Source organism: Vibrio antiquarius, assembly GCF_000024825.1.
In the GTDB taxonomy this organism is placed as follows: Bacteria; Pseudomonadota; Gammaproteobacteria; order Enterobacterales; family Vibrionaceae; genus Vibrio; species Vibrio diabolicus.
On record NC_013456.1, the window covers coordinates 2,313,813 to 2,333,788 of the forward strand.

The following is a 19,976-nucleotide window of genomic DNA, read 5'->3' on the forward strand; positions in this document are numbered from 1 at the left end:
AAGATAATGCTCAACATAAAAAAACCCTGCCGATTTGACAGGGTTTTTAGTTTCTTAAGAGAGATAGTTCGTCTAACGCTTAGTCACGTAGAGACGCACCAAACTTCTCAGAAACGTGAGCAACGATAGCGTCAACCGCACCAGCTATATCTGCATCTTCAAGCGTACGCTCAACTGACTGTAGAGTCAGAGCGATTGCTAGGCTCTTCTTACCTTCTTCAACGCCTTTACCTACGTAAACGTCGAACAGCTTCGCATCTTTAAGGAACTCGCCACCTTGCTCTAAACAAGCATTAACGATGTCACCAGATGCTACCGCTTCGTCCACAACTACCGCGATATCACGACGGTTTGATGGGAATTTAGAAAGCTGAACCGCTTCTGGGATCACTTTACTGTTGATTGCAGACCATTCGATTTCGAATACGATAGTACGACCGTTTAGACCGAACTTACGCTCAAGCTCAGGGTGAACGGTACCGATCACGCCCACTTCTTTGCCATCTACGATGATTGCCGCAGATTGACCTGGGTGAAGTGCTGGGTTAGCTTTTTTGCTTTCAGGTGACAGTGCAGCGAAAGAGTACGCTTTTTCGTTCGCAGATAGCTCTAGAATCGCTTCTAGATCGCCCTTAAGGTCGAAGAAATCAACGGTGTTAGTTTCGATATCCCAGTGCTCTTCACCACGAGTACCAGCAATAACACCTGCAAGCATAGGCTCTTGGCGCATGCCGTTTTCTGCAGATTCACATGGGATGAAACGTAGGCCGTATTCGAATAGACGAACGCGTGGCTGTTGACGTTTCTGGTTGTGAACAACCGTGTTCAGCAGCCCTTGGATAAGACCAAGACGCATTGCTGACATGTCTGCAGAAATTGGGTTTGGAAGCACTAGAGGCTCAACACCAGGTACAACTAGCTTTTGTTGTTCAGGCTCAACGAAGCTGTATGTAATTGCTTCGTGGTAACCACGGTCAACAAGAAGATCACGAACGCGTTTCAGTGGAAGATCCGCTTCAACGTGGTTGTGCATCTTAAGTGCTGCAGCTGGGTGTTGGTTAGGAATGTTGTCGTAACCGTAGATACGGCCAACTTCTTCAATCAGGTCTTGTTCGATAGCGATATCGAAACGCCATGTTGGCGCTACTGCCACCCAACCTTCTTCTGAAGCTTCAACAGTCAAACCTAGGCGCTCTAGGATTTCTACTACGTCAGCATCAGCGATGTGGTGACCTAGTAGGTTGTCTAGCTTCGTACGACGTAGAGCAACTTTGTTTGGCTTAGGTAGGTCTGCTTCAGACTCTACTGCAACAACAGGTGCTACTTCACCGCCACAAATTTCAACAAGAAGCTGAGTTGCACGCTCCATTGCGCTCACTTGTAGTGCGTAATCCACACCACGCTCGAAACGCATTGAAGAATCAGTGTGAAGACCGTAGCTACGTGCGCGACCACGGATGTGGTCAGGTGCAAAGAATGCACACTCTAGTAGAACGTCTTTAGTCTCAGTTGTTACACCAGACTCTTCACCACCAAAGATACCTGCGATTGCAAGTGCTTTGTTGTGGTCAGCAACAACTAATGTATCTGCGTTTAGTTCTGCTTCGCTGCCGTCAAGAAGTGTTAGCTTCTCACCTTGCTCAGCCATACGAACTACGATGCCACCTTCGATCTTCGCTAGATCGAATGCGTGCATTGGTTGACCTTGCTCTAGAAGCACGTAGTTAGTGATGTCTACAACAGGGTCGATAGAGCGAATACCACAACGACGCAGTTTCTCTTGCATCCATAGTGGCGTTTCAGCTTGAACGTTTACGTTCTTAACAACACGACCTAGGTAACGAGGACACGCAGCAGGAGCTTTCACTTCAATAGACACTTTATCGTCGATTGAAGGGGCAACTGCTTCTACTGATGGCTCAGTCACGTCAGCACGGTTTAGTACGCCAACTTCACGAGCTAGACCACGAATGCTGAAACAGTCAGCGCGGTTTGCTGTTAGATCTACGTCTACCGTTACGTCATCTAGACCTAGGAATTCACGGAAATCAGTACCGATTACTGCGTCTTCTGCTAGTTCCATGATGCCGTCTGACTCAACATCAATGCCTAGTTCAGTGAACGAACAAAGCATGCCGTGAGATGGCTGGCCACGTAGTTTCGCTTTTTTGATTTTGAAATCGCCTGGAAGAACAGCACCAACTGTTGCTACCGCTACTTTCAGACCTTGGCGACAGTTAGGTGCGCCACAAACGATGTCTAGAAGCTCTTCTTCGCCTACATCTACTTTAGTAACGCGAAGTTTGTCTGCGTCTGGGTGTTGACCACATTCAACAACGTGACCCACTTTAACGCCAGTGAAAGAACCCGCTACAGGAAGAACGTCGTCTACCTCTAGGCCGGCCATTGTAATTTGATGAGTGAGTTCGTCAGTAGTAACCGCTGGGTTTACCCACTCACGAAGCCATGATTCGCTGAATTTCATGTTGATGAACCCTCTGGATTACTTGAACTGTTTTAGGAAACGAAGATCGTTTTCGAAGAACGCACGTAGATCGTTCACGCCGTAACGAAGCATCGTTAGACGCTCAACACCCATACCGAATGCGAAACCAGAGTATTTTTCAGGATCGATGCCTACACTACGTAGTACGTTTGGGTGAACCATACCGCAGCCTAGTACTTCTAACCATTTACCGTTTTTGCCTTTCACGTCTACTTCAGCTGAAGGTTCAGTGAATGGGAAGTAAGATGGACGGAAACGTACTTCTACTTCTTCTTCGAAGAAGTTACATAGGAAATCGTGCAGGATGCCTTTCAACTGTGCAAAGTTTACGTTCTCATCAACCAGCATGCCTTCCACCTGGTGGAACATTGGCGTGTGTGTTTGGTCGTAGTCGTTACGGTATACACGGCCTGGTGCGATGAAACGGAATGGTGGTTTACCATTTTCCATCGTACGGATCTGTACGCCTGACGTATGAGTACGAAGCATTAAATCTGGGTTGAAGAAGAAAGTATCGTGATCAGTACGAGCAGGGTGGTCAGCGGCAATATTTAGCGCATCAAAGTTGTGGAATGCATCTTCGATCTCTGGGCCAGCTTCGGTGTTAAAACCAAGTTCGCCAAAGAACTTCTCAATACGCTCTACAGTACGAGTTACTGGGTGTAAACCACCGTTCTCAATACGACGACCTGGTAGTGTTACGTCGATTGTTTCTGCTGCTAGTTTCGCTTCAAGCTCTGCACGTTGTAGTGCGTCTTTACGAGCTGCGATAGCTTGCTGAACGACGCCTTTCGCTTTGTTGATCTCTTGACCAGCTTCACGGCGTTCTTCTGGTGGTAGTTTGCCTAGGCTTTGAAGTTGAGCAGTTAGCTCACCTTTTTTACCCAGATACTGAACACGCACTTCATCAAGTGCGACTAGCGATTCGGCAGCTTCAATTGCAGTGCTCGCGCTAGCAATGATCTCTTCTAGATGTTGCATCGTTTCCTCATCTACCTGTTGGTAGTGTCCATAAGGGAGTGATTGGTTTTTTGATAGCTGTACATAGTAGCCAAACCGGGCACCAATGCCAAATTGAATTACGAAAAGAAGAGGTTATTGAATAAAAAGAGCACAAAAACGTCAAAAATGTCATCTTTCATTAATCTGCCGTTAAGTTGTGCCCTTTGTGTTTTAGAAATAGTATTGAATAGATAGCTCGATAAAATCGTCATCTCGGGCGAAATAGAGCAAATCGTTTGGCGTTTCATTTTGGAACAACCAAGCATCAATTTGCCACTTAAAGTTATTCGATATTCGGCTCGAGGCTTCTAACTTGGCATTGTAAACATCGGCGTTATCTAAATCCTTTGTGATTCCCGTCAACACTTCCGTTCCGTCCTCGTCGTTGAGCGCCCAACGAATGCCTGCAAACACATCATTTTGACCGATAGTTTGTGCGTTATTCCCACGACTGTCGTAGAGGTACTCACCAATCACACCCACATCCCAAACCGTGTCAAATGCGCCAACGAAGGTGTACTCAAATCCCGTCACAAGACCGACATGATTATCAGCACTATCTCGATAAACACTTTCCAGCTTCCATAACCAATCGCCAACGATTCCTTGTACATCGAGACCGACATGACTCATCAGAGCGTAGTAAGGCTTTAATTCCCCGTACTCAAAACGAAAGTAAGGATCCCGGTTTGTTCCATATAAATAGCTCAGGCCTACGTCCCAATCGCCAAGCATTTTCGAATATCGAAAAGCCACATCTACCTGCTTTTCTTCTCTGCTTGATTCATAGATAGCATCATCTGAGACAACAGGTTCGGTTCGCAAGCGCCCGTCAGTACCCGCAAACGTTCGCTCCCTAAAGTAAGGTAATAACATTGCATGGACGGTGCCCCAATCTTTGAATGAGGTAAAATGCAACATCGGCTGACCGAGCTTATCTTCACCATCGACGGCTTCAATGGCGTCTGTCTGGTTTACTACATCAACCAAATGGGCGGATTCCGTCACTCCCCAAAAAACCTTACTAATCCCAACTCGAAGCTCATAATCATCCCAGTACGTCAGATAAAGCGCCTCTCTTATGTCTCCATGACTTCGCTCATCGTCTAGACTATCCAAACGATAGAAAGGTGTGAGGGTAAAGCTCGCATCACCATTTTGCATCTCCCAGTAAAATTCTGGCTGCAAAACCAATGACGTTTGCGCTTTGCTCTGGCCCTGAGAGCCAGTTTCAAAAAACTGACGATGCTCAATATTGACTTGTCCAGCAAGCTCAACGGCGGCAAGAGGCATCGAGTAAAAAGAGGTTGCTGCGCTAAGCAACAACCCAACATTTGATCGGTTCATTTCTCCTCCACTACCTCACTCGCTTTAACACATTCTTATGAAAATCATTGTCTTCTAGCCCAGTGTTAAAGCGCATTTCACTTGTTGTTAGCTCAGTGCTTTTTCCTGTTTGATGATTTGTCATCGCCATGGTGTGCGCTCGCCAATATTGGTTGAGGTACTGCTTGTAATCTGAGAAAGAAAGCGTTTTTAACAACGACCCTTTGCGATCGTAAAACTCAACTTTCAGTGGGCGATAATGCGCTTTATCTAACCACACCGTTTGCTTGGTATAACCTGAATTTTTGTCTGTAGGGATTTGCTCTATGACGAAAACATCTTGCCCATTTATGGTGTCATCTTTTAAGTAATTGAAACGGTATTTTTCAATCTCAAAGGAACTGAGATCCTCATACGCAAATTCACTGCCCATGAAAGGGCCTGATTTGTTACGCGAGGAAATACGTTTCACACGCTTCAGTGCTGGAAGGTAAAGCCACTGGTCATCGGCACCCACTGTATGAGAGTGGTTGAGAAACGCGGTGCCTTTCACATCTCTTGGTTCATCAAATATTGTGAGTCCTTTGTCACCATCGTCCTCAACTTCGAGTGATTGGAGGCGCATTAAACGTGTGCTGCTTTCTCCTTGTGCGTTCCGCAGAATCATTTTCATGGTAGCAACAGAATCCCCCCACCCTTCATCACGGGCTTTGCGCTCTTGAGCAATTTCTAATCCTTTCGCTTCATCCGCTAACACCGCATGACTCATAAAAAGCGAGACAGAAAGTGCAGATACTTTTAAGGCATTTTTTAGTAAATTCATGTTCAATCCTTTGATTCGTTATGACTGAGTAACAGCCGTGGTTTGAGAGTCAGTTGATTTAAGCTTGTTTCGGCGGCCCACCTCGTCGTAGACGCCTTTGTCAAACAACATCAGTAGAGTCGGTAGAAAGATGAAATCCACAACAAGAGCAATGAAGATAACAATGGCACTCAACTGTCCCATATCGGCATTTAAGCGGAAGCTCGACATCGCCAGAACGGAGAAACCAGCAACAAGCACGACAGTCGTAATCCAAAGCGCGCGCCCCACGGTACGAAAAGCGTAACGAACCGCTTGTTCCGCGCTATGGCCATCTTTACGAGCGTGTTGGTATTTAGAGAGAAAATGAACGGCATCATCAACCACAACGCCAAGCGTCAACGTCACAACAACAGACAACCCCAAATTAATTTCACCAGAAACCAGCGCCCAAATACCAAAACCAATAAGCGCAGGGGCGATATTCGGGACCAGGCTGATTAAACCGAGCTTGAACGAGCGTAAGGCAAAGATCAGTAATGCCGAAATTAAGACCAGAGTGATAGGCAAAGTTGACAGCATGCTAGCCATATTCGTTTCGCCAATATGCGCAAACATCAGTGATGGACTAGAAGCAACAACATCATACTGAGGCGCGTTTTCGTTAAACCATTGGTAAATACGATTTTCCAAATCAACAAGCTCGACACTGCCCAAGTTCTCCACGGTGAGAACCATCTTGATTGACGACTTATCAACATTGATTTGGTTGTTCAAATCTAAGCCATACGGTAGTGACATTTCATAAAGCAGCAGATATTGAGCCGCTAATTCTCTGTCTTGAGGGAGCGAGTAATAAGCCTGATCATCTCCATGCATGTTCTTGTTTAGGCGCTTATAAACATCGCTCAAGGTCGCAACATGGTCCGTTTCTGGCTGCAATCTTAGCCAGTCAGTAAATTTACCCACAGTATTGAGAAAATTAGGATCCGCAATGCCCTGCGATTCGTTAGTTTTTATCGCGATACTGATGTTCGCCATGCCACTGATTCGCTCTTCCATAAAATCAGCCGCTCGACGAAATTCATTGCTATGACCAAAATATTCGACGGATTCATCGTTGACTTTGTTCAGCGGAATCAAACTCGCACTCGCGACAATGACAAGCACCGACAACGGCAATAACGCATGTCGCTTTGACACCACGAAATCCCCTAAGTGATCCATAAAGTGCTTTCTTTCATCAGCAGTGTCTGACTTCACCCTAACAGGAAGGATATGAAGTAACGCCGGAAGTAATGTGATGGAAAGGAAACAAGCAATCATGACGCCAAGGGCTGATAGGTTGCCGAAATCTCTCAGGATTGGAGAATCCGACATATTCATCATTAAAAAGCCGATCGCGGTGGTAATGGAGGTAATCAGGATGGGCATGAAATTGAGCGCAATACTTCGTTCAATAGAATGGGCTTTACTAAAGCCGTTTTGCATAGACTGACGCATCGTCGCTATGATGTGCACACAGTCGGCGACGGCAAGCGTCATCACCAAGGTAGGCACATTAACTGTCGCCGTGCTTAAGAACATACCAGCCCATCCTGATAAGCCCATTGTCACCATAACTGAGCCGATAATAACGATGAGTGTCGCGATAACACTAAGCAATGAGCGCAACATGATGGTCAAAAACACCAATATCACTAGTAGCATGGTCGGCACTAGCGTCGCGCTGTCATCTTGAGCTGCGGTCATAAACGCGTAGTTCATTGCAATAATACCGGCTTTGTGGAACTCAGTATCCGGGTACACTTGCTGATAACGCTCAATCATTCCGTTTATGTAGGCAACCACTTCTTGTACTTCAGCGGTTTTATCGACCTCAGGGAGTTGGACCGTAATATTCACGACCGTGACATCCCCTTTTTCGGAAATCAGTGAACTTTTCAGAACCGGCTCACTCAACGCAATACTTTTGACTTTCTCGATTCGCTGAGGCGTCAATTCATATTCGCTATACAGTAAATCTTCGACAAGAAGATCATCTTCAAACGCTTCGGTATGCTGGTAGTTGGCAAGGGAATCAACACGGGTGGAGTATGGGACTTGCCACGCCTCGTCAGTGATCTGCTGAATAAGAGATAAGGTGTTAGGAGTAAAAACAGTGCCACTTTTTGGCGCTATGACCAAAGCAAGACTGTCAGATTTTGCAAAGGTAGTCTGAATTTCATCAAACGCAAGTAACTGCTCATTTGTTCCATCAAAAAAGATGTCGTAATCCCCTCTAAAGTAAAGATTTTTTCCTCCAATAGTTGCTATAACAATCAATAAAACGGTAGCAAGCACAACCAACACACTGTAATTCGTTGGTAGCTTGACCCAGCTCATTCGGGCTTGTTGTTGAACGTTGTGATGTGGCATCACACTCTCCTTTTGTGACGTTTCGTCAAATTTAAAAACTAAAAAAAACAGCGAATGCTGTGATAACCAGATAACTTCAACATATAAAAATCAGATCGAATTTATTTGGTTATATAAGTTAGTTTTTGAGTAACTTCCTATACTTCTCGAGATCGGTAACTTGAGTACCAATTTCTAATTTTTGACGCTTCGTCACAATGGTGTAATAAAAAAGCCAACTAAAATATTAGATGGCCTCTATAACGATTAGCGATTCACAGACTCTAAATAAGCAAGCTCTTCGCTGAACAATTCCTGTTCCACTCGACGCCACGTTTTACGGTAATCCCACTCTGTCGATAAAGGTGACCACCCTAAACCATCAAGTAACATATTCGCGTTATGCAGTACTGAGAATGGATCTTGAATTCGCTGAATACATCGACTGTTCGATGCATTTTGCGCTAGAGCGTTTGAACCGAAGGCAATAGACCAGTTAGCAAATACGATGGCATCAGAACCAATTGCGGGAGAGAACTTAAGGTCTCCACATTCCACCGCATTATTCACTAACGCATCAGCACCATCTATTACTTGTTCTTCTAAGTTGTTCAATTCATTCACACGCTTAGGCGAAGCTTTCTCTAGGACCCAAGGCGTCTTTGCAACAATCGCACAAGTTGATAGTACAGGCTCCATACGAGCGTAAATACGATAACCTACATGCATAGCAATGATTTTTTCTCTGGTATTGCCATTGAACTTAGCGGTACGTTCGAAAAATATTGCTTCGCTTCTCAGCGAGTGAATACAAAGCGCAAGAATCACATCTTCTTTGCTGCAAAAATGATTGTAGATCGTTCCCTTCGAGTAAGGGCTTGCTGCTGTGAGCTTGTCCATCGTTAAGTTGGCAAAGCCTTGCTCTTGAACCAGAGACTTAGCCAATTGAATAAGCTCTATTTCACGATCAGCAATCGCCTGTTGTTTTTTAGTTAGCCCTGAAGACGTACGACATCCGTCTTGCTTGCTATCTTTTTTACAGCGAAAGTTAAACATAATCCTTTGATCCGTATACCAACACACTCCCAATAATTGTAACACGATTCTTGAATACAGGAACGCCACTAAATTTGACGAACCGTCATAAATGACACTTCGTCATAATAGATCAAAAAACAAACATTGCAAGTATGAATTTATAGCTAACCGAAAAATAAGCATTACTTATATATAACCAAGTAACATCAAGATGCTTGGTTCAGCGAGAATGATTTGATTGTAAGGAAAATCTAGAGTGGAGTGCGGGGACATAACCCCAAAAATCAGAACCTTAAAAATTGGACAACGAGTGATATTGAAATGATGTTATTCAAAAAAGCCCAAAACACTTAAAGTTTGGATTCAAAACAGCAACTGATAGATGCTCTATTTACAATAGTGTGTTCTGTCTTGGGCTTTTCTTTTACTGCTTCCTTTCAATATTAGAGCTGCAAAACTCAATAACATGGTGAGAAAAGCGATTCTCTTTAAGTAAAAGACTGAATTTCTAAATCGAGAGGCTTGGTTTATCACCTGCAGATGCAATGGCATAACGAATATCGTCAATAAATCGCCCTTCTGTCTCGATAATTCCATCAGAGAATGTGACTGGTTGATGTGGCCCTGCAAGTAGAACAATATTAGTAAAATCAGAGACGTTGAAGTTCTCTGCCACAACATTTTTGGAATGAAAATCGATAACCGTTTTTGCGACTTGATCTTCCAATTGCAAAAGCTGCTCTTCGGTAATTTTCATGCGTGCCAAAGCCACACGAACGCATTTATCGTGGGTTGTTGTCTGTTCTTTTATGATTTCCGTATATTTATCATTGAGCTTGGAGTTTTCTGCATAGCTGTAATATAACGGCCCGTGCAACGTTATATTTTTATCTTCATCAACGTAAACAAGATCCAATAACTCCAAAGCTTTTAGGTAATCAGACATGCTCTGCTCAGACAAATCATACTTTTTCTTTAAAATGGAATATCCATCTTTGCCTCGCAGCATTCTCAATTCACGATAAAAATCGTAAAGATGGGGAAATTGAAAAAAGACTTCATCTTGCGTACGGCTAAAGTAATCCTCGTCTTCACCTTGTAATTGATTCGCAAGCTTTTGTAGCTCATCTAACGTGCAATCAACAGCTCTACAATATTCAAGCAGTTTATCCAAAGCGAGATTTGTGCTTGTTAAGTGTCTCTTAAAAGTGGACAGCGGCATGCCCATTTTCTCAGATAGCTCTCGATATGTTAGCCCTTTTGTTTTAATCGCTTGGCGTAATGCGGCTAGCAAGTATTCGGGAGTCAGATCTCTCATCTACAATTCCTTTTGGCAATGTTACAGCTGTATAGTATTTGTAACAATTTAGAACCGCTTGGCAAGGTATAAGTTCATATTTTTATAAGAAAAATATGAATTAATATATCGAAATCAAAATTCACGCGATAAATGAAAAATTCAATATGAATTCAATTTCATTATGAATATAAAATGATACACAAAACAAAAGTGAAGTAAATTACTCTAAATTATTTGGATTAATTTTAATGGTAACGTAAAGTTAAGAATATAAGCCTATTCGCTCTGCGAAAATCTAGAATAATTAACCTAAAAGGAACAGAACGGTAAATGCATAATAATTCACCGCTCTCTGTTAGCATTTTTGCAAAGCTATTCAAGTAGACTAGTCCGCCAGTTTCACTGCAGTACCAAATGCCAAAATTTCCGAAGAACCATCTACGATTGAGCTCGTGGTAAATCGAATCCCTACAATCGCATCTGCACCTTTAGATTCAGCGTCTGCTATCATGCGCTGTATAGCTATATCACGCGCGTCGGTCATCATTTCCGTGTAACCGCGAATTTCGCCGCCAACAATGCTTTTGATACCCGCCATGAGGTCACGGCCAATATGCTTTGATTGAACAACATTACCAGTTACAACCCCTCTTATTTCAGAGATCTGCTTGCCCGGAATGCTTTCTGTCGTTGTGTAGATCATTTTTAGTCCCTTATAAACGTAAAATATATACCCAAGCCATTTTATTACCAACAGAGCAGCGATCACTAATCAAATCGGGAAGACTGATAGACAAGATTCTGAATGGCAAAACTGAAAAATATTTGGGTATATATTTTAGCAATAAAAAAGGAGAGCTAATGCTCTCCTTCTCTTAATCCTAAACTGCTAATTAAAGAGCAGCTTTCGCTTTTTCAACTAGAACTGCAAATGCAGCTTTGTCGAATACTGCGATGTCCGCAAGGATCTTACGGTCGATCTCGATAGATGCTTTCTTAAGACCGTTGATGAAACGGCTGTAAGATAGACCATTTTGACGAGATGCCGCATTGATACGTGCAATCCATAGTTGACGGAATTGACGTTTCTTAGCGCGACGGTCACGGTAAGCGTATTGACCAGCTTTAGTAACTGCTTGGAAAGCTACGCGGTAAACACGTGAACGCGCACCGTAGTAACCTTTAGCTTGTTTTAGAACTTTCTTATGACGTGCACGAGCTTGTACACCACGTTTTACGCGAGGCATTATGCTTCTCCTAAACTAAACGATTGATAACTAAAAAGAATTAAGCGTATGGCAACATACGGATTACTGCAGCCACTTCACATTTTGGAAGGATTGCATTCGGACGTAGTTGACGCTTGTTCTTAGTAGTACGCTTAGTCAGGATGTGACGTTTTGTAGCGTGCTTGTACTTAATACCACCAGCAGTTTTCTTAAAACGCTTAGCAGCACCTTTGTTGGTTTTCATCTTAGGCATGATGAATAACTCCGCATTGAGTAGGTTTAATAAACAACGTAATTAGGGCGAACAAAACCCAGCCGTTATGCCTTTATCGAAAGGAAAGCGGCTAGGTTTTAATTACTTGATGAGCCGTTAATTACTTCTTTTTAGGGGCTAGCACCATGATCATCTGGCGACCTTCAATCTTCTTAGGGAAAGATTCAACTACAGCAAGTTCTGCAGTATCTTCCTTAAGACGATTTAGAACGTCAACACCGATGTCTTGGTGTGCCATCTCTCGGCCACGGAAGCGAATTGTTACCTTCACTTTGTTGCCTTCTTCAAGGAAACGCGTCAGGTTGCGTAGTTTTACCTGATAGTCTCCAATATCAGTTCCAGGACGGAATTTTACTTCCTTGATCTGGACCTGCTTTTGCTTCTTCTTCTGCTCTTTAGCAGTTTTGCTCTTCTCGAAGAGGAACTTACCATAGTCCATCACACGACAAACAGGTGGCTCGGCGTTAGGACTGATCTCAACGAGATCCATACCAGCTTCTTCAGCAGCTGCAATGGCTTCTTGAATCGATACAACACCAACTGATTCACCGTCAGCGCCTGTTAGTCGAACTTCACGAATACCACGAATTTCACCGTTGATACGGTGCGGGTTTTGTTTTACCGGCTGTTGGCCACGTCTTCCGCCTTTAATAGCTTATTCCTCCAGATTGAGCTTACGGCTAGAGATCTCGTCTTGGATGTATGCAATAAAATCATCCACTTTAAATTTACCAAGATCTTTACCTTTACGAGTACGTACTGCAATTTCGCCAGCTTCCATTTCTTGGTCACCAACAACAAGCATATACGGTACACGCTTCAAAGTATGTTCGCGGATTTTAAAGCCAATCTTCTCATTTCTCAAGTCCGCTTTAGCTCTAATTCCACTTTTTTGTAGTTTTTGTACTATTTCTTGAACATAACCTGACTGTTTATCAGTAATGTTCATAAGAACTGCTTGTTCTGGCGCCAACCAAGTTGGGAAGAAACCAGCATATTCTTCGATAAGGATACCGATGAAGCGCTCTAGTGAACCTAGAATCGCACGGTGAATCATTACCGGTACAAGACGTTCGTTATTTTCACCTACATAAGTAGCGCCTAGGCGACCTGGTAGGTTGAAGTCTAGCTGGACAGTACCACACTGCCAAGCGCGGTCTAGACAATCGTATAGTGTGAATTCAATCTTAGGACCGTAGAACGCACCCTCACCTTCTTGAATTTCGTATGGGATATCCATCGATTCAAGAGACTGCTTCAATGCTTCTTCAGATTGATCCCAGATTTCATCTGAACCTACACGTTTCTCTGGACGAGTAGACAGTTTCACTACGATGTTATCGAAACCAAATGTTTGGTACGTATCGTACACCATCTTGATGCAGTTTGTTACTTCTTCTTGGATTTGGCTCTCAGTACAGAAAATGTGAGCATCATCCTGAGTAAAGCCACGTACACGCATAATGCCGTGTAGTGCACCAGATGGTTCGTTACGGTGACATGAGCCGAACTCAGCCATACGTAGCGGTAGGTCGCGGTACGATTTTAGACCTTGGTTAAAGATCTGTACGTGACCTGGACAGTTCATTGGCTTAATCGCGTATTCACGGTTCTCAGAAGAAGTTGTGAACATTGCATCAGCGTATTTATCCCAGTGTCCTGAGCGTTCCCAAAGAACACGGTCCATCATTAGCGGACCTTTTACTTCTTGGTAACCGTACTCATCTAGCTTAGCGCGGATGAATACTTCCAGATCACGGAAAATAGACCAACCATTGTGGTGCCAGAACACCATACCCGGTGCTTCTTGCTGCATGTGGAATAGGTCTAGTTGCTTACCAATCTTACGGTGGTCACGCTTCGCTGCTTCTTCTAGGCGAGTTAGATGCGCTTTCAGTGCTTTCTTATCGTGGAAAGCCGTACCGTAGATACGTTGAAGCATTTTATTGTCGCTGTTACCACGCCAGTAAGCACCTGCCACATTCAATAGGGTGAAGTGTTGACAGAAGCTCATGTTAGGAACGTGAGGACCACGACACATGTCGATGTATTCTTCATGGTGGTAAAGACCTGGACGATCATCACGAGATACGTTTTCGTCTAGGATTTCCACTTTGTATGGTTCGCCACGTGATTCAAACGTATCACGCGCTTCCTGCCAGCTTACTTTTTTCTTAACAACTTCGTACTTGGTTTTCGCTAGCTCTTTCATACGCTTTTCAATCTTTTCAAGATCTTCTTGCGTTAGAGACTCATCTAGGTCGATATCGTAGTAGAAGCCGTTGTCGATGGTTGGACCAATCGCCATTTTAGCTTGTGGGTAAAGCTGCTTAAGAGCGTGACCAAGAAGGTGAGCACAAGAGTGACGAACTATTTCTAGACCGTCTACTTCATCTTTTACGGTGATGATTTCAAGGCTTGCGTCTTCTTCAATTAGGTCACACGCATCAACGCGGTTACCGTTTACACGACCAGCGATCGTTGCTTTTGCAAGACCAGGACCGATCGATTGCGCAACTTCCATAGTAGAAACTGGGTTGTCAAATTGACGCTGACTGCCGTCAGGAAGAGTAATAATAGGCATGCTATGTCCTTTACAGTGGTGTTGCACACCAAGCAACACATGTTATTCAAATTAGAAGCTATTTGTTGAAAATAGTTGAGAGTCAATAAAGGCCTCTCGGTAACACGAATACCGGACCGTTATCGAAAGTGGGATTGTACCTAGCTCACATTTAGATTGCAAAGCGCGATTTTGTTTTATCATAAGAACTTAACCTCAACCCTCGTGGCAACAACTCGTGGCAACAATCTGATGATTCTTCTTAAGGGCTCACATCACTTGTAAACAGAGTTCCCCCCTCCCAATAGAACTTGAATACACAACTGGTATAATAGTTCCTAATACATATTAACTAACACAGGACCCAGCACACCTAGTTCCACCTCAAAGTGCAATTTAGGTATATAGTTGTTTTATTGAGTAGTTTGCATGTAGGTGTTCATCATGATCTATTTCAAATCGCGCTTTATGGGGCTTCTAAGCATTTCGATATGCTGTGTACCAGCCATGGCATCAGATGACCTGTATGGGCCGCTACGTTCTTACGCACAATCTCCGATGCAAGTGGTTAGCCATACCAATATACTGCGCTCAGGACATAGCCTTCCCTCTGACTTTGTCGAAACCTATGGCTCAGGAACCGTGGCTAGTGTTTGGGCTCATACTGATGAATACGCACTGGATTATTACCACAACCAAATCGAAATTGGCAGCAAGTGGCAAATCAATAGCCGTTGGCAATGGGAACTCAATTATCGGTGGGTTTTTGCCGCTGATAACCATTTAGATGGACTGACTAAAAGCTTCCATAACCTTTTCGGTATCGGACAGAATGGCCGAGACAAAGTAGACAGAGATCGTTTTTACATTTCAATGCCGCAATATGATGTGCTAGAAGATGATTTCGAAGGACAAACGCTTGCCAATAACTTATCTACTTATTTGCAATATCAAGTGTTTCAGAATGAACATCACGGCCTATCTATTGGTGGCAGCTTATATTTTAATGATGTTGCTCACGGGACTTTTCAAGGCAGTAATTTCGAGCAAGGTTTCCAAGTAAATTACAGTTATTTGAGTGACGCCCATGCATTTTACTCGATGGTTGGCATAACTTTTCGCTCAGATGATCGCGCCTTACTGGATCTACCCTATCGGCATAATACGATTGCCGTTGCAGCTGGGTACCGTTATGCGTTGGAAGATCACCACCACCTGATGTTTGAATACCATTGGTATCAAGGCTCAACAGAAGGACCCGCAGAGTTTGCTGATGCCTCTAATGAACTGGTATTAGGCTATCGATATCTAATGGAAAACTCCGCGCTTGAGTTTTTAGCCGTAGAGAACGCACGAAACATGGATAACAGTACCGATATCGCTTTCACAATAGGATATCGGTACATATTCTCATCAAGTTGATGAGAACTATAGATTTAGCGTTGGTGCGACCGCGGCAGCGACTTGAGCATCAGTTGCATTGATCGGCAATGTAAACGAGCGATATTGGTCACCAGCCAAGCTGAGCGAACGGTCAATCTCCGCCAAACAATGCATGACCTGCCCTTCCAGAATAAAAGAAAGCTCAATTTCTTTTGATGAGATAAAACCATTATTGCGGAACTCTAGCTCTTGATAAATTCCAGAGCGAGAAGCAAACGAGCCACCGCGCAAAAAGCCTTTTTCAACATCGGCTTTAACCATAGTGAAACCAGCTTGCTCGATCGCTTGAATAACGCGAGATGCTACTGGTAGTGGTTTCACTTCAATATAGTCACGGTCACGCGGGTCAATCGCAAAATCAATATCTAACGTCGTTTCAACCCAAACATGGCATTGATTTGTAAGTGCGCTAACCGCAGTAATTGGAGTTTCATCATGCAGTTTTAGCTCAAACGGAACCTGCTTCTCTTCATTAGGTTGAATCACAAAGGGGTCTACCGCCTTCAGCTGATCAATAGTGAACGTTTGGTAACTTACGCTATCATCCACTTCAACTTTCATCTCTGTGTTCAATTTAATCGTAATAGCATCAATTTGTTGTTCGACGTCTCCGCCTTTGATATGAACATGCCCTTTCAGCGTCTCTCCTTGAAACACGCTCATTTCGTCTAAAATCGTATCTACTTTTGCAGAACCGATCCCCAGTGATGCTTTCAATTTTTTAAACATGTTTTTCCTTTTTAGCGACTTTTCTTCTCATAATCGTTTGTTTACACAATTGCTTTATACTCTGCAAGCAATAGACCACAAGAAAATGTTCGAATTCCATCATCAATCCAAATAATGCTCAACAGCAAGAATCATTCAGCCCCACAATAGGATTGTTCTGTCACTAAGTGGTGCATTCGTCGAGAAATGTTTGCAATTTGTACCTAAATTAAGCAGTATTTGTATAGTCAAATAAAAGGGAATCATTATGTCTGCACCACTCTACATTCAAATCAAACAATTTATCCTCGATAAAATTGATGCTGGAGAGTGGATAGTTGGTCATCGTATCGCCACAGAGATTGAGCTTACCGAGCAATTTGGTGTCAGTAGAATGACAGTGAACAAAGCAATTCGGGACTTAGTTAATGAGGGCCGATTACAACGTCGCCCACGCTTAGGTACGTTTGTGTGTGATCCTGGTGAAAAGTCAGAATCTCCTCTGTTAGACATTCGAAACATTGCCGAAGAAGTCAGCGACCGAGGGCGACAATATAGCAGTAAAGTGCTCAAACAAGTTGCCATAAAAGCAGATGACAGCATTGCGACAAAACTCGGCGTCATGCTTGGCACAACGGTGTTTTACAGTGAAATCATTCACTATGAAGACCAAACGCCTATTCAATTGGAACTCCGCTGGGTGAACAGCCAATATGCCCCGAGTTATTTAAATCAAGACTTCACACAAATCACTCCGAATCAATACCTGTCAGATAATTGCCCACTCAGCGCTATTGAACATACCGTAGAGGCAATTGTGCCTGACGGCCGTATTAAACAAGACTTAAAAATGCAAGCCAATGAGCCTTGCCTTCTCTTGAATCGCAGAACGTGGAGCCAAGATAAGTTAGTCAGTACCGCCCTACTTTATCACCCTGGTAACAAATATAAGCTGAGCTCAAAAGTGCTCATTTAATGACAAGATCGGTCCTCTAAATCTACGTTTTGATCACATTTTAGCAACATCAATCTTGTCAGTGTTCTTATTTTGCTCTATTTATTTGTATATACATTTAATAATACAAATAAACACAGGAACACAAAAATGGATTTGCTGATTGAAAACGCACGTCTGGTCACCATGCAGTCGGGAGAGCGCGGTTATCTGCCAACGTCTCCTGCTCGTATTGGCATTCAATCTGGAAAAATCGTTGCGATCAGCACCTGTGCAATTGGTGAAGACGAACCGCAAACCGAGTCTCTGCTGTCTACCCAACATTACGCTCAGAGTATCGACCTTCAAGGCAAGTTAGTTCTGCCAGGTTTGATCGACTGCCACACTCATCTTATTTATGCGGGCAATCGTGCCAACGAATTTGAAATGCGCTTAAACGGCGTGCCATATCAAGAAATTTCCAAACAAGGCGGTGGGATACTTTCAACGGTGCATGCGACGCGTTCAGCAACCGAAGCGCAATTAGTTGAGTTAGCGTTGCCACGTTTAGACGGGCTACTCGCGAGCGGCGTCACTTCTGTCGAAGTGAAATCAGGCTACGGATTGACACTGAATGACGAAGTAAAAATGCTCCGTGCAGCCAAAATGCTTGAACAAGAGCGCAAAGTTAAAATCACCACTACACTTCTTGCCGCTCACGCCATTCCGCCTGAGTTCCAAGGCCGTGCAGATGACTATATTGAGCACATTTGTCAGGACATAATCCCTGTTGTCGCAAAGGAAGAATTAGCCACGAGTGTCGATGTTTTTTGTGAATCGATTGGTTTCAATCTTGAACAAACAGAAAAAGTGTTTGTAGCTGCAAAACGCCACGGCTTAAAGGTTAAAGGGCATACAGAGCAACTTTCGAATCTCGGTGGTACAGCCCTCACTGCGCAATACAACGGTCTGTCAGCGGATCACATCGAGTTTTTAGATGAGCAAGGTGTTAAAGCACTTGCTCGCTCAAACACTGTCGCCACTCTATTGCCTGGCGCTTTTTATTTTCTAAGAGAAACTCAGTTACCACCGATTGAGTTGTTGAGAGAGCATAACGTGCCGATGGCAATTGCTACGGACGTCAACCCAGGTACATCACCGTTTTCTGATCTCACACTCATGCTGAATATGGCGTGCACACTATTTCGCCTTACACCGCAAGAAGCGCTGCGTGGTGTAACGCAACATGCAGCCAAAGCTCTGGGTTATCAAAACTCACGTGGCACCATCAAAGTAGGGTTTGATGCGGACTTCTCTATCTGGGATATCGAAAGCCCTGCAGATTTAAGCTATCAAGTCGGAGCAAAACGTCTGGTAGGTCGTATAGTAAATGGTGAATACGTTTCACACGGAGGCCAATAATATGTCTCAATTCGACTTACACTCTCCCCTATTTCATTGGCAAGGCCGTCATGATGCCGAGGACGGCAAACTTGGTCAGCGAATTCATCACGTGGTTCAACGCCAGAAAGCAGATGAGTTGGGGGCCGTTGCAAGTGGCGTCTCATTACTGGGTTTTGCTACGGATGCTGGCGTAGCGAGAAACAAAGGACGCATTGGCGCGAAAAAAGCGCCAGACTTAATCCGACGAGCACTCGCTAATTTAGCATGGCACCAAGACGTCCCACTATATGACTTAGGCACCGTGGTGTGCGAAGACGACTTACTGGAAGAGAGCCAATCTCTATGTGCGGCAACCATTTCAAGCGCACTACCTCATACGCCTGTCATCGTGTTAGGTGGCGGGCATGAGATTGCGTGGGCCTCGTTTTCCGGCTTAGCGGAGTATTTTAAAGCGCACTATCCAGAGAAGAAGCCTAAAATCGGTATCATAAATTTCGATGCGCATTTCGATTTACGCGCATTCGAGAGCAGCATCGCCGACATCAAACCAAGCTCTGGCACTCCCTTCAACCAAATTCATCATTTTTGCCAACGCAATGATTGGGACTTTCATTACGCTTGCATTGGCGTAAGCCGCAGTAGCAACACTAAAGCGCTGTTTGAAAAAGCAGATGCGTTAAATGTTTGGTATGTAGAAGACAATCAGCTTTGTTACCTAAACCACAGTTATCACTTAACTCAGCTTCAACATTTTATTGACGACTGTGATTACCTCTATTTGACCATTGATCTGGATGTATTTCCTGCGGCAACCGCACCCGGGGTCAGCGCCCCTGCGGCTCGGGGAGTGAGTTACGACACTATTGCACCCTTTTTAGATCGAATTCTTCATTACAAAAATAAGCTCATGCTGGCTGATATCGCCGAATACAACCCTAATTATGACGTCGATAGTCAAACTGCACGCTTAGCTGCCCGTTTGTGTTGGGATATCGCCAACGCGATGGCGGAAAAGCAACACAAACCATAACGCATCCTAGATGCCACTTA

17 protein-coding genes are annotated in these 19,976 nt (G+C 43.9%); 4 read left to right on the forward strand and 13 right to left on the reverse strand.

The features are described 5' to 3' along the window. Positions 1-79 precede the first annotated feature (79 nt). From pheT to thrS, 12 genes are all read right to left on the reverse strand, one after another. Positions 80-2,485: a phenylalanine--tRNA ligase subunit beta gene (pheT, locus tag VEA_RS10815; RefSeq protein WP_006741657.1), complete on the reverse strand. Its 2,406-nt coding sequence runs from the start codon at positions 2,483-2,485 to the stop codon at positions 80-82. Positions 2,486-2,503: 18 nt separating this feature from the next. Beyond that, the gene (gene pheS, locus VEA_RS10820) at positions 2,504-3,487 is read right to left on the reverse strand and encodes a phenylalanine--tRNA ligase subunit alpha (RefSeq protein ID WP_005385470.1); all 984 of its coding nucleotides are present in this window, start codon (positions 3,485-3,487) and stop codon (positions 2,504-2,506) included. Positions 3,488-3,679: 192 nt separating this feature from the next. Further along, positions 3,680-4,855 carry a hypothetical protein gene (locus tag VEA_RS10825; protein WP_006741658.1) on the reverse strand — a complete coding sequence of 392 codons (1,176 nt, stop codon included), beginning with the start codon at positions 4,853-4,855 and terminating at the stop codon, positions 3,680-3,682. Positions 4,856-4,865: 10 nt separating this feature from the next. Next, on the reverse strand, positions 4,866-5,657 hold the full coding sequence (locus VEA_RS10830; protein WP_005395903.1) for an outer membrane lipoprotein-sorting protein: 792 nt from the start codon (positions 5,655-5,657) through the stop codon (positions 4,866-4,868). An 18-nt stretch (positions 5,658-5,675) separates the two neighbouring features. Continuing rightward, on the reverse strand, positions 5,676-8,054 hold the full coding sequence (locus VEA_RS10835) for an efflux RND transporter permease subunit (protein ID WP_006741659.1): 2,379 nt from the start codon (positions 8,052-8,054) through the stop codon (positions 5,676-5,678). Positions 8,055-8,300: 246 nt separating this feature from the next. Then, positions 8,301-9,089, reverse strand: a complete 789-nt coding sequence (locus VEA_RS10840) for a TetR/AcrR family transcriptional regulator (protein WP_005395898.1) — start codon at positions 9,087-9,089, stop codon at positions 8,301-8,303. 490 nt (positions 9,090-9,579) lie between these two features. Next, positions 9,580-10,389, reverse strand: a complete 810-nt coding sequence (locus tag VEA_RS10845) for a helix-turn-helix domain-containing protein (protein ID WP_006741660.1) — start codon at positions 10,387-10,389, stop codon at positions 9,580-9,582. 367 nt (positions 10,390-10,756) lie between these two features. Then, positions 10,757-11,074 carry a heavy metal-binding domain-containing protein gene (locus VEA_RS10850; RefSeq protein ID WP_012841907.1) on the reverse strand — a complete coding sequence of 106 codons (318 nt, stop codon included), beginning with the start codon at positions 11,072-11,074 and terminating at the stop codon, positions 10,757-10,759. A gap of 190 nt (positions 11,075-11,264) precedes the next feature. Then, positions 11,265-11,618, reverse strand: coding sequence for a 50S ribosomal protein L20 (gene rplT / locus VEA_RS10855; protein ID WP_004727974.1), 354 nt, complete (start codon positions 11,616-11,618; stop codon positions 11,265-11,267). Between the two features lie 40 nt (positions 11,619-11,658). After that, positions 11,659-11,853, reverse strand: coding sequence for a 50S ribosomal protein L35 (gene rpmI / locus VEA_RS10860; protein ID WP_005377932.1), 195 nt, complete (start codon positions 11,851-11,853; stop codon positions 11,659-11,661). 121 nt (positions 11,854-11,974) lie between these two features. Further along, entirely contained in the window at positions 11,975-12,526 is a 552-nt protein-coding gene (gene infC / locus VEA_RS10865; RefSeq protein WP_074191168.1) for a translation initiation factor IF-3, read from the reverse strand. Positions 12,527-12,529: 3 nt separating this feature from the next. Further along, a complete protein-coding gene (gene thrS, locus VEA_RS10870) occupies positions 12,530-14,458 on the reverse strand; it encodes a threonine--tRNA ligase (RefSeq protein ID WP_005395892.1) in 1,929 nt (642 codons plus the stop codon). A gap of 423 nt (positions 14,459-14,881) precedes the next feature. Between thrS and VEA_RS10875 the strand changes: the two genes are divergently transcribed. Beyond that, on the forward strand, positions 14,882-15,859 hold the full coding sequence (locus tag VEA_RS10875; protein WP_006743321.1) for a DUF3187 family protein: 978 nt from the start codon (positions 14,882-14,884) through the stop codon (positions 15,857-15,859). 6 nt (positions 15,860-15,865) lie between these two features. Here the strand turns inward: VEA_RS10875 and VEA_RS10880 are convergent, their stop codons facing one another. Then, positions 15,866-16,609 (reverse strand): sporulation protein, encoded by a 744-nt coding sequence (locus VEA_RS10880; RefSeq protein WP_006743322.1) that lies wholly within the window; start codon positions 16,607-16,609, stop codon positions 15,866-15,868. Positions 16,610-16,856: 247 nt separating this feature from the next. On the opposite strand from VEA_RS10880, the gene hutC reads away from it, so the two are divergent. From hutC to hutG, 3 genes are all read left to right on the forward strand, one after another. Continuing rightward, positions 16,857-17,564 carry a histidine utilization repressor gene (gene hutC / locus VEA_RS10885; protein WP_006743323.1) on the forward strand — a complete coding sequence of 236 codons (708 nt, stop codon included), beginning with the start codon at positions 16,857-16,859 and terminating at the stop codon, positions 17,562-17,564. 129 nt (positions 17,565-17,693) lie between these two features. Beyond that, entirely contained in the window at positions 17,694-18,944 is a 1,251-nt protein-coding gene (hutI, locus tag VEA_RS10890; protein WP_006743324.1) for an imidazolonepropionase, read from the forward strand. A 1-nt stretch (position 18,945) separates the two neighbouring features. After that, positions 18,946-19,956 (forward strand): formimidoylglutamase, encoded by a 1,011-nt coding sequence (hutG, locus tag VEA_RS10895; protein ID WP_012841908.1) that lies wholly within the window; start codon positions 18,946-18,948, stop codon positions 19,954-19,956. The last annotated feature ends 20 nt before the right edge of the window (positions 19,957-19,976 follow it).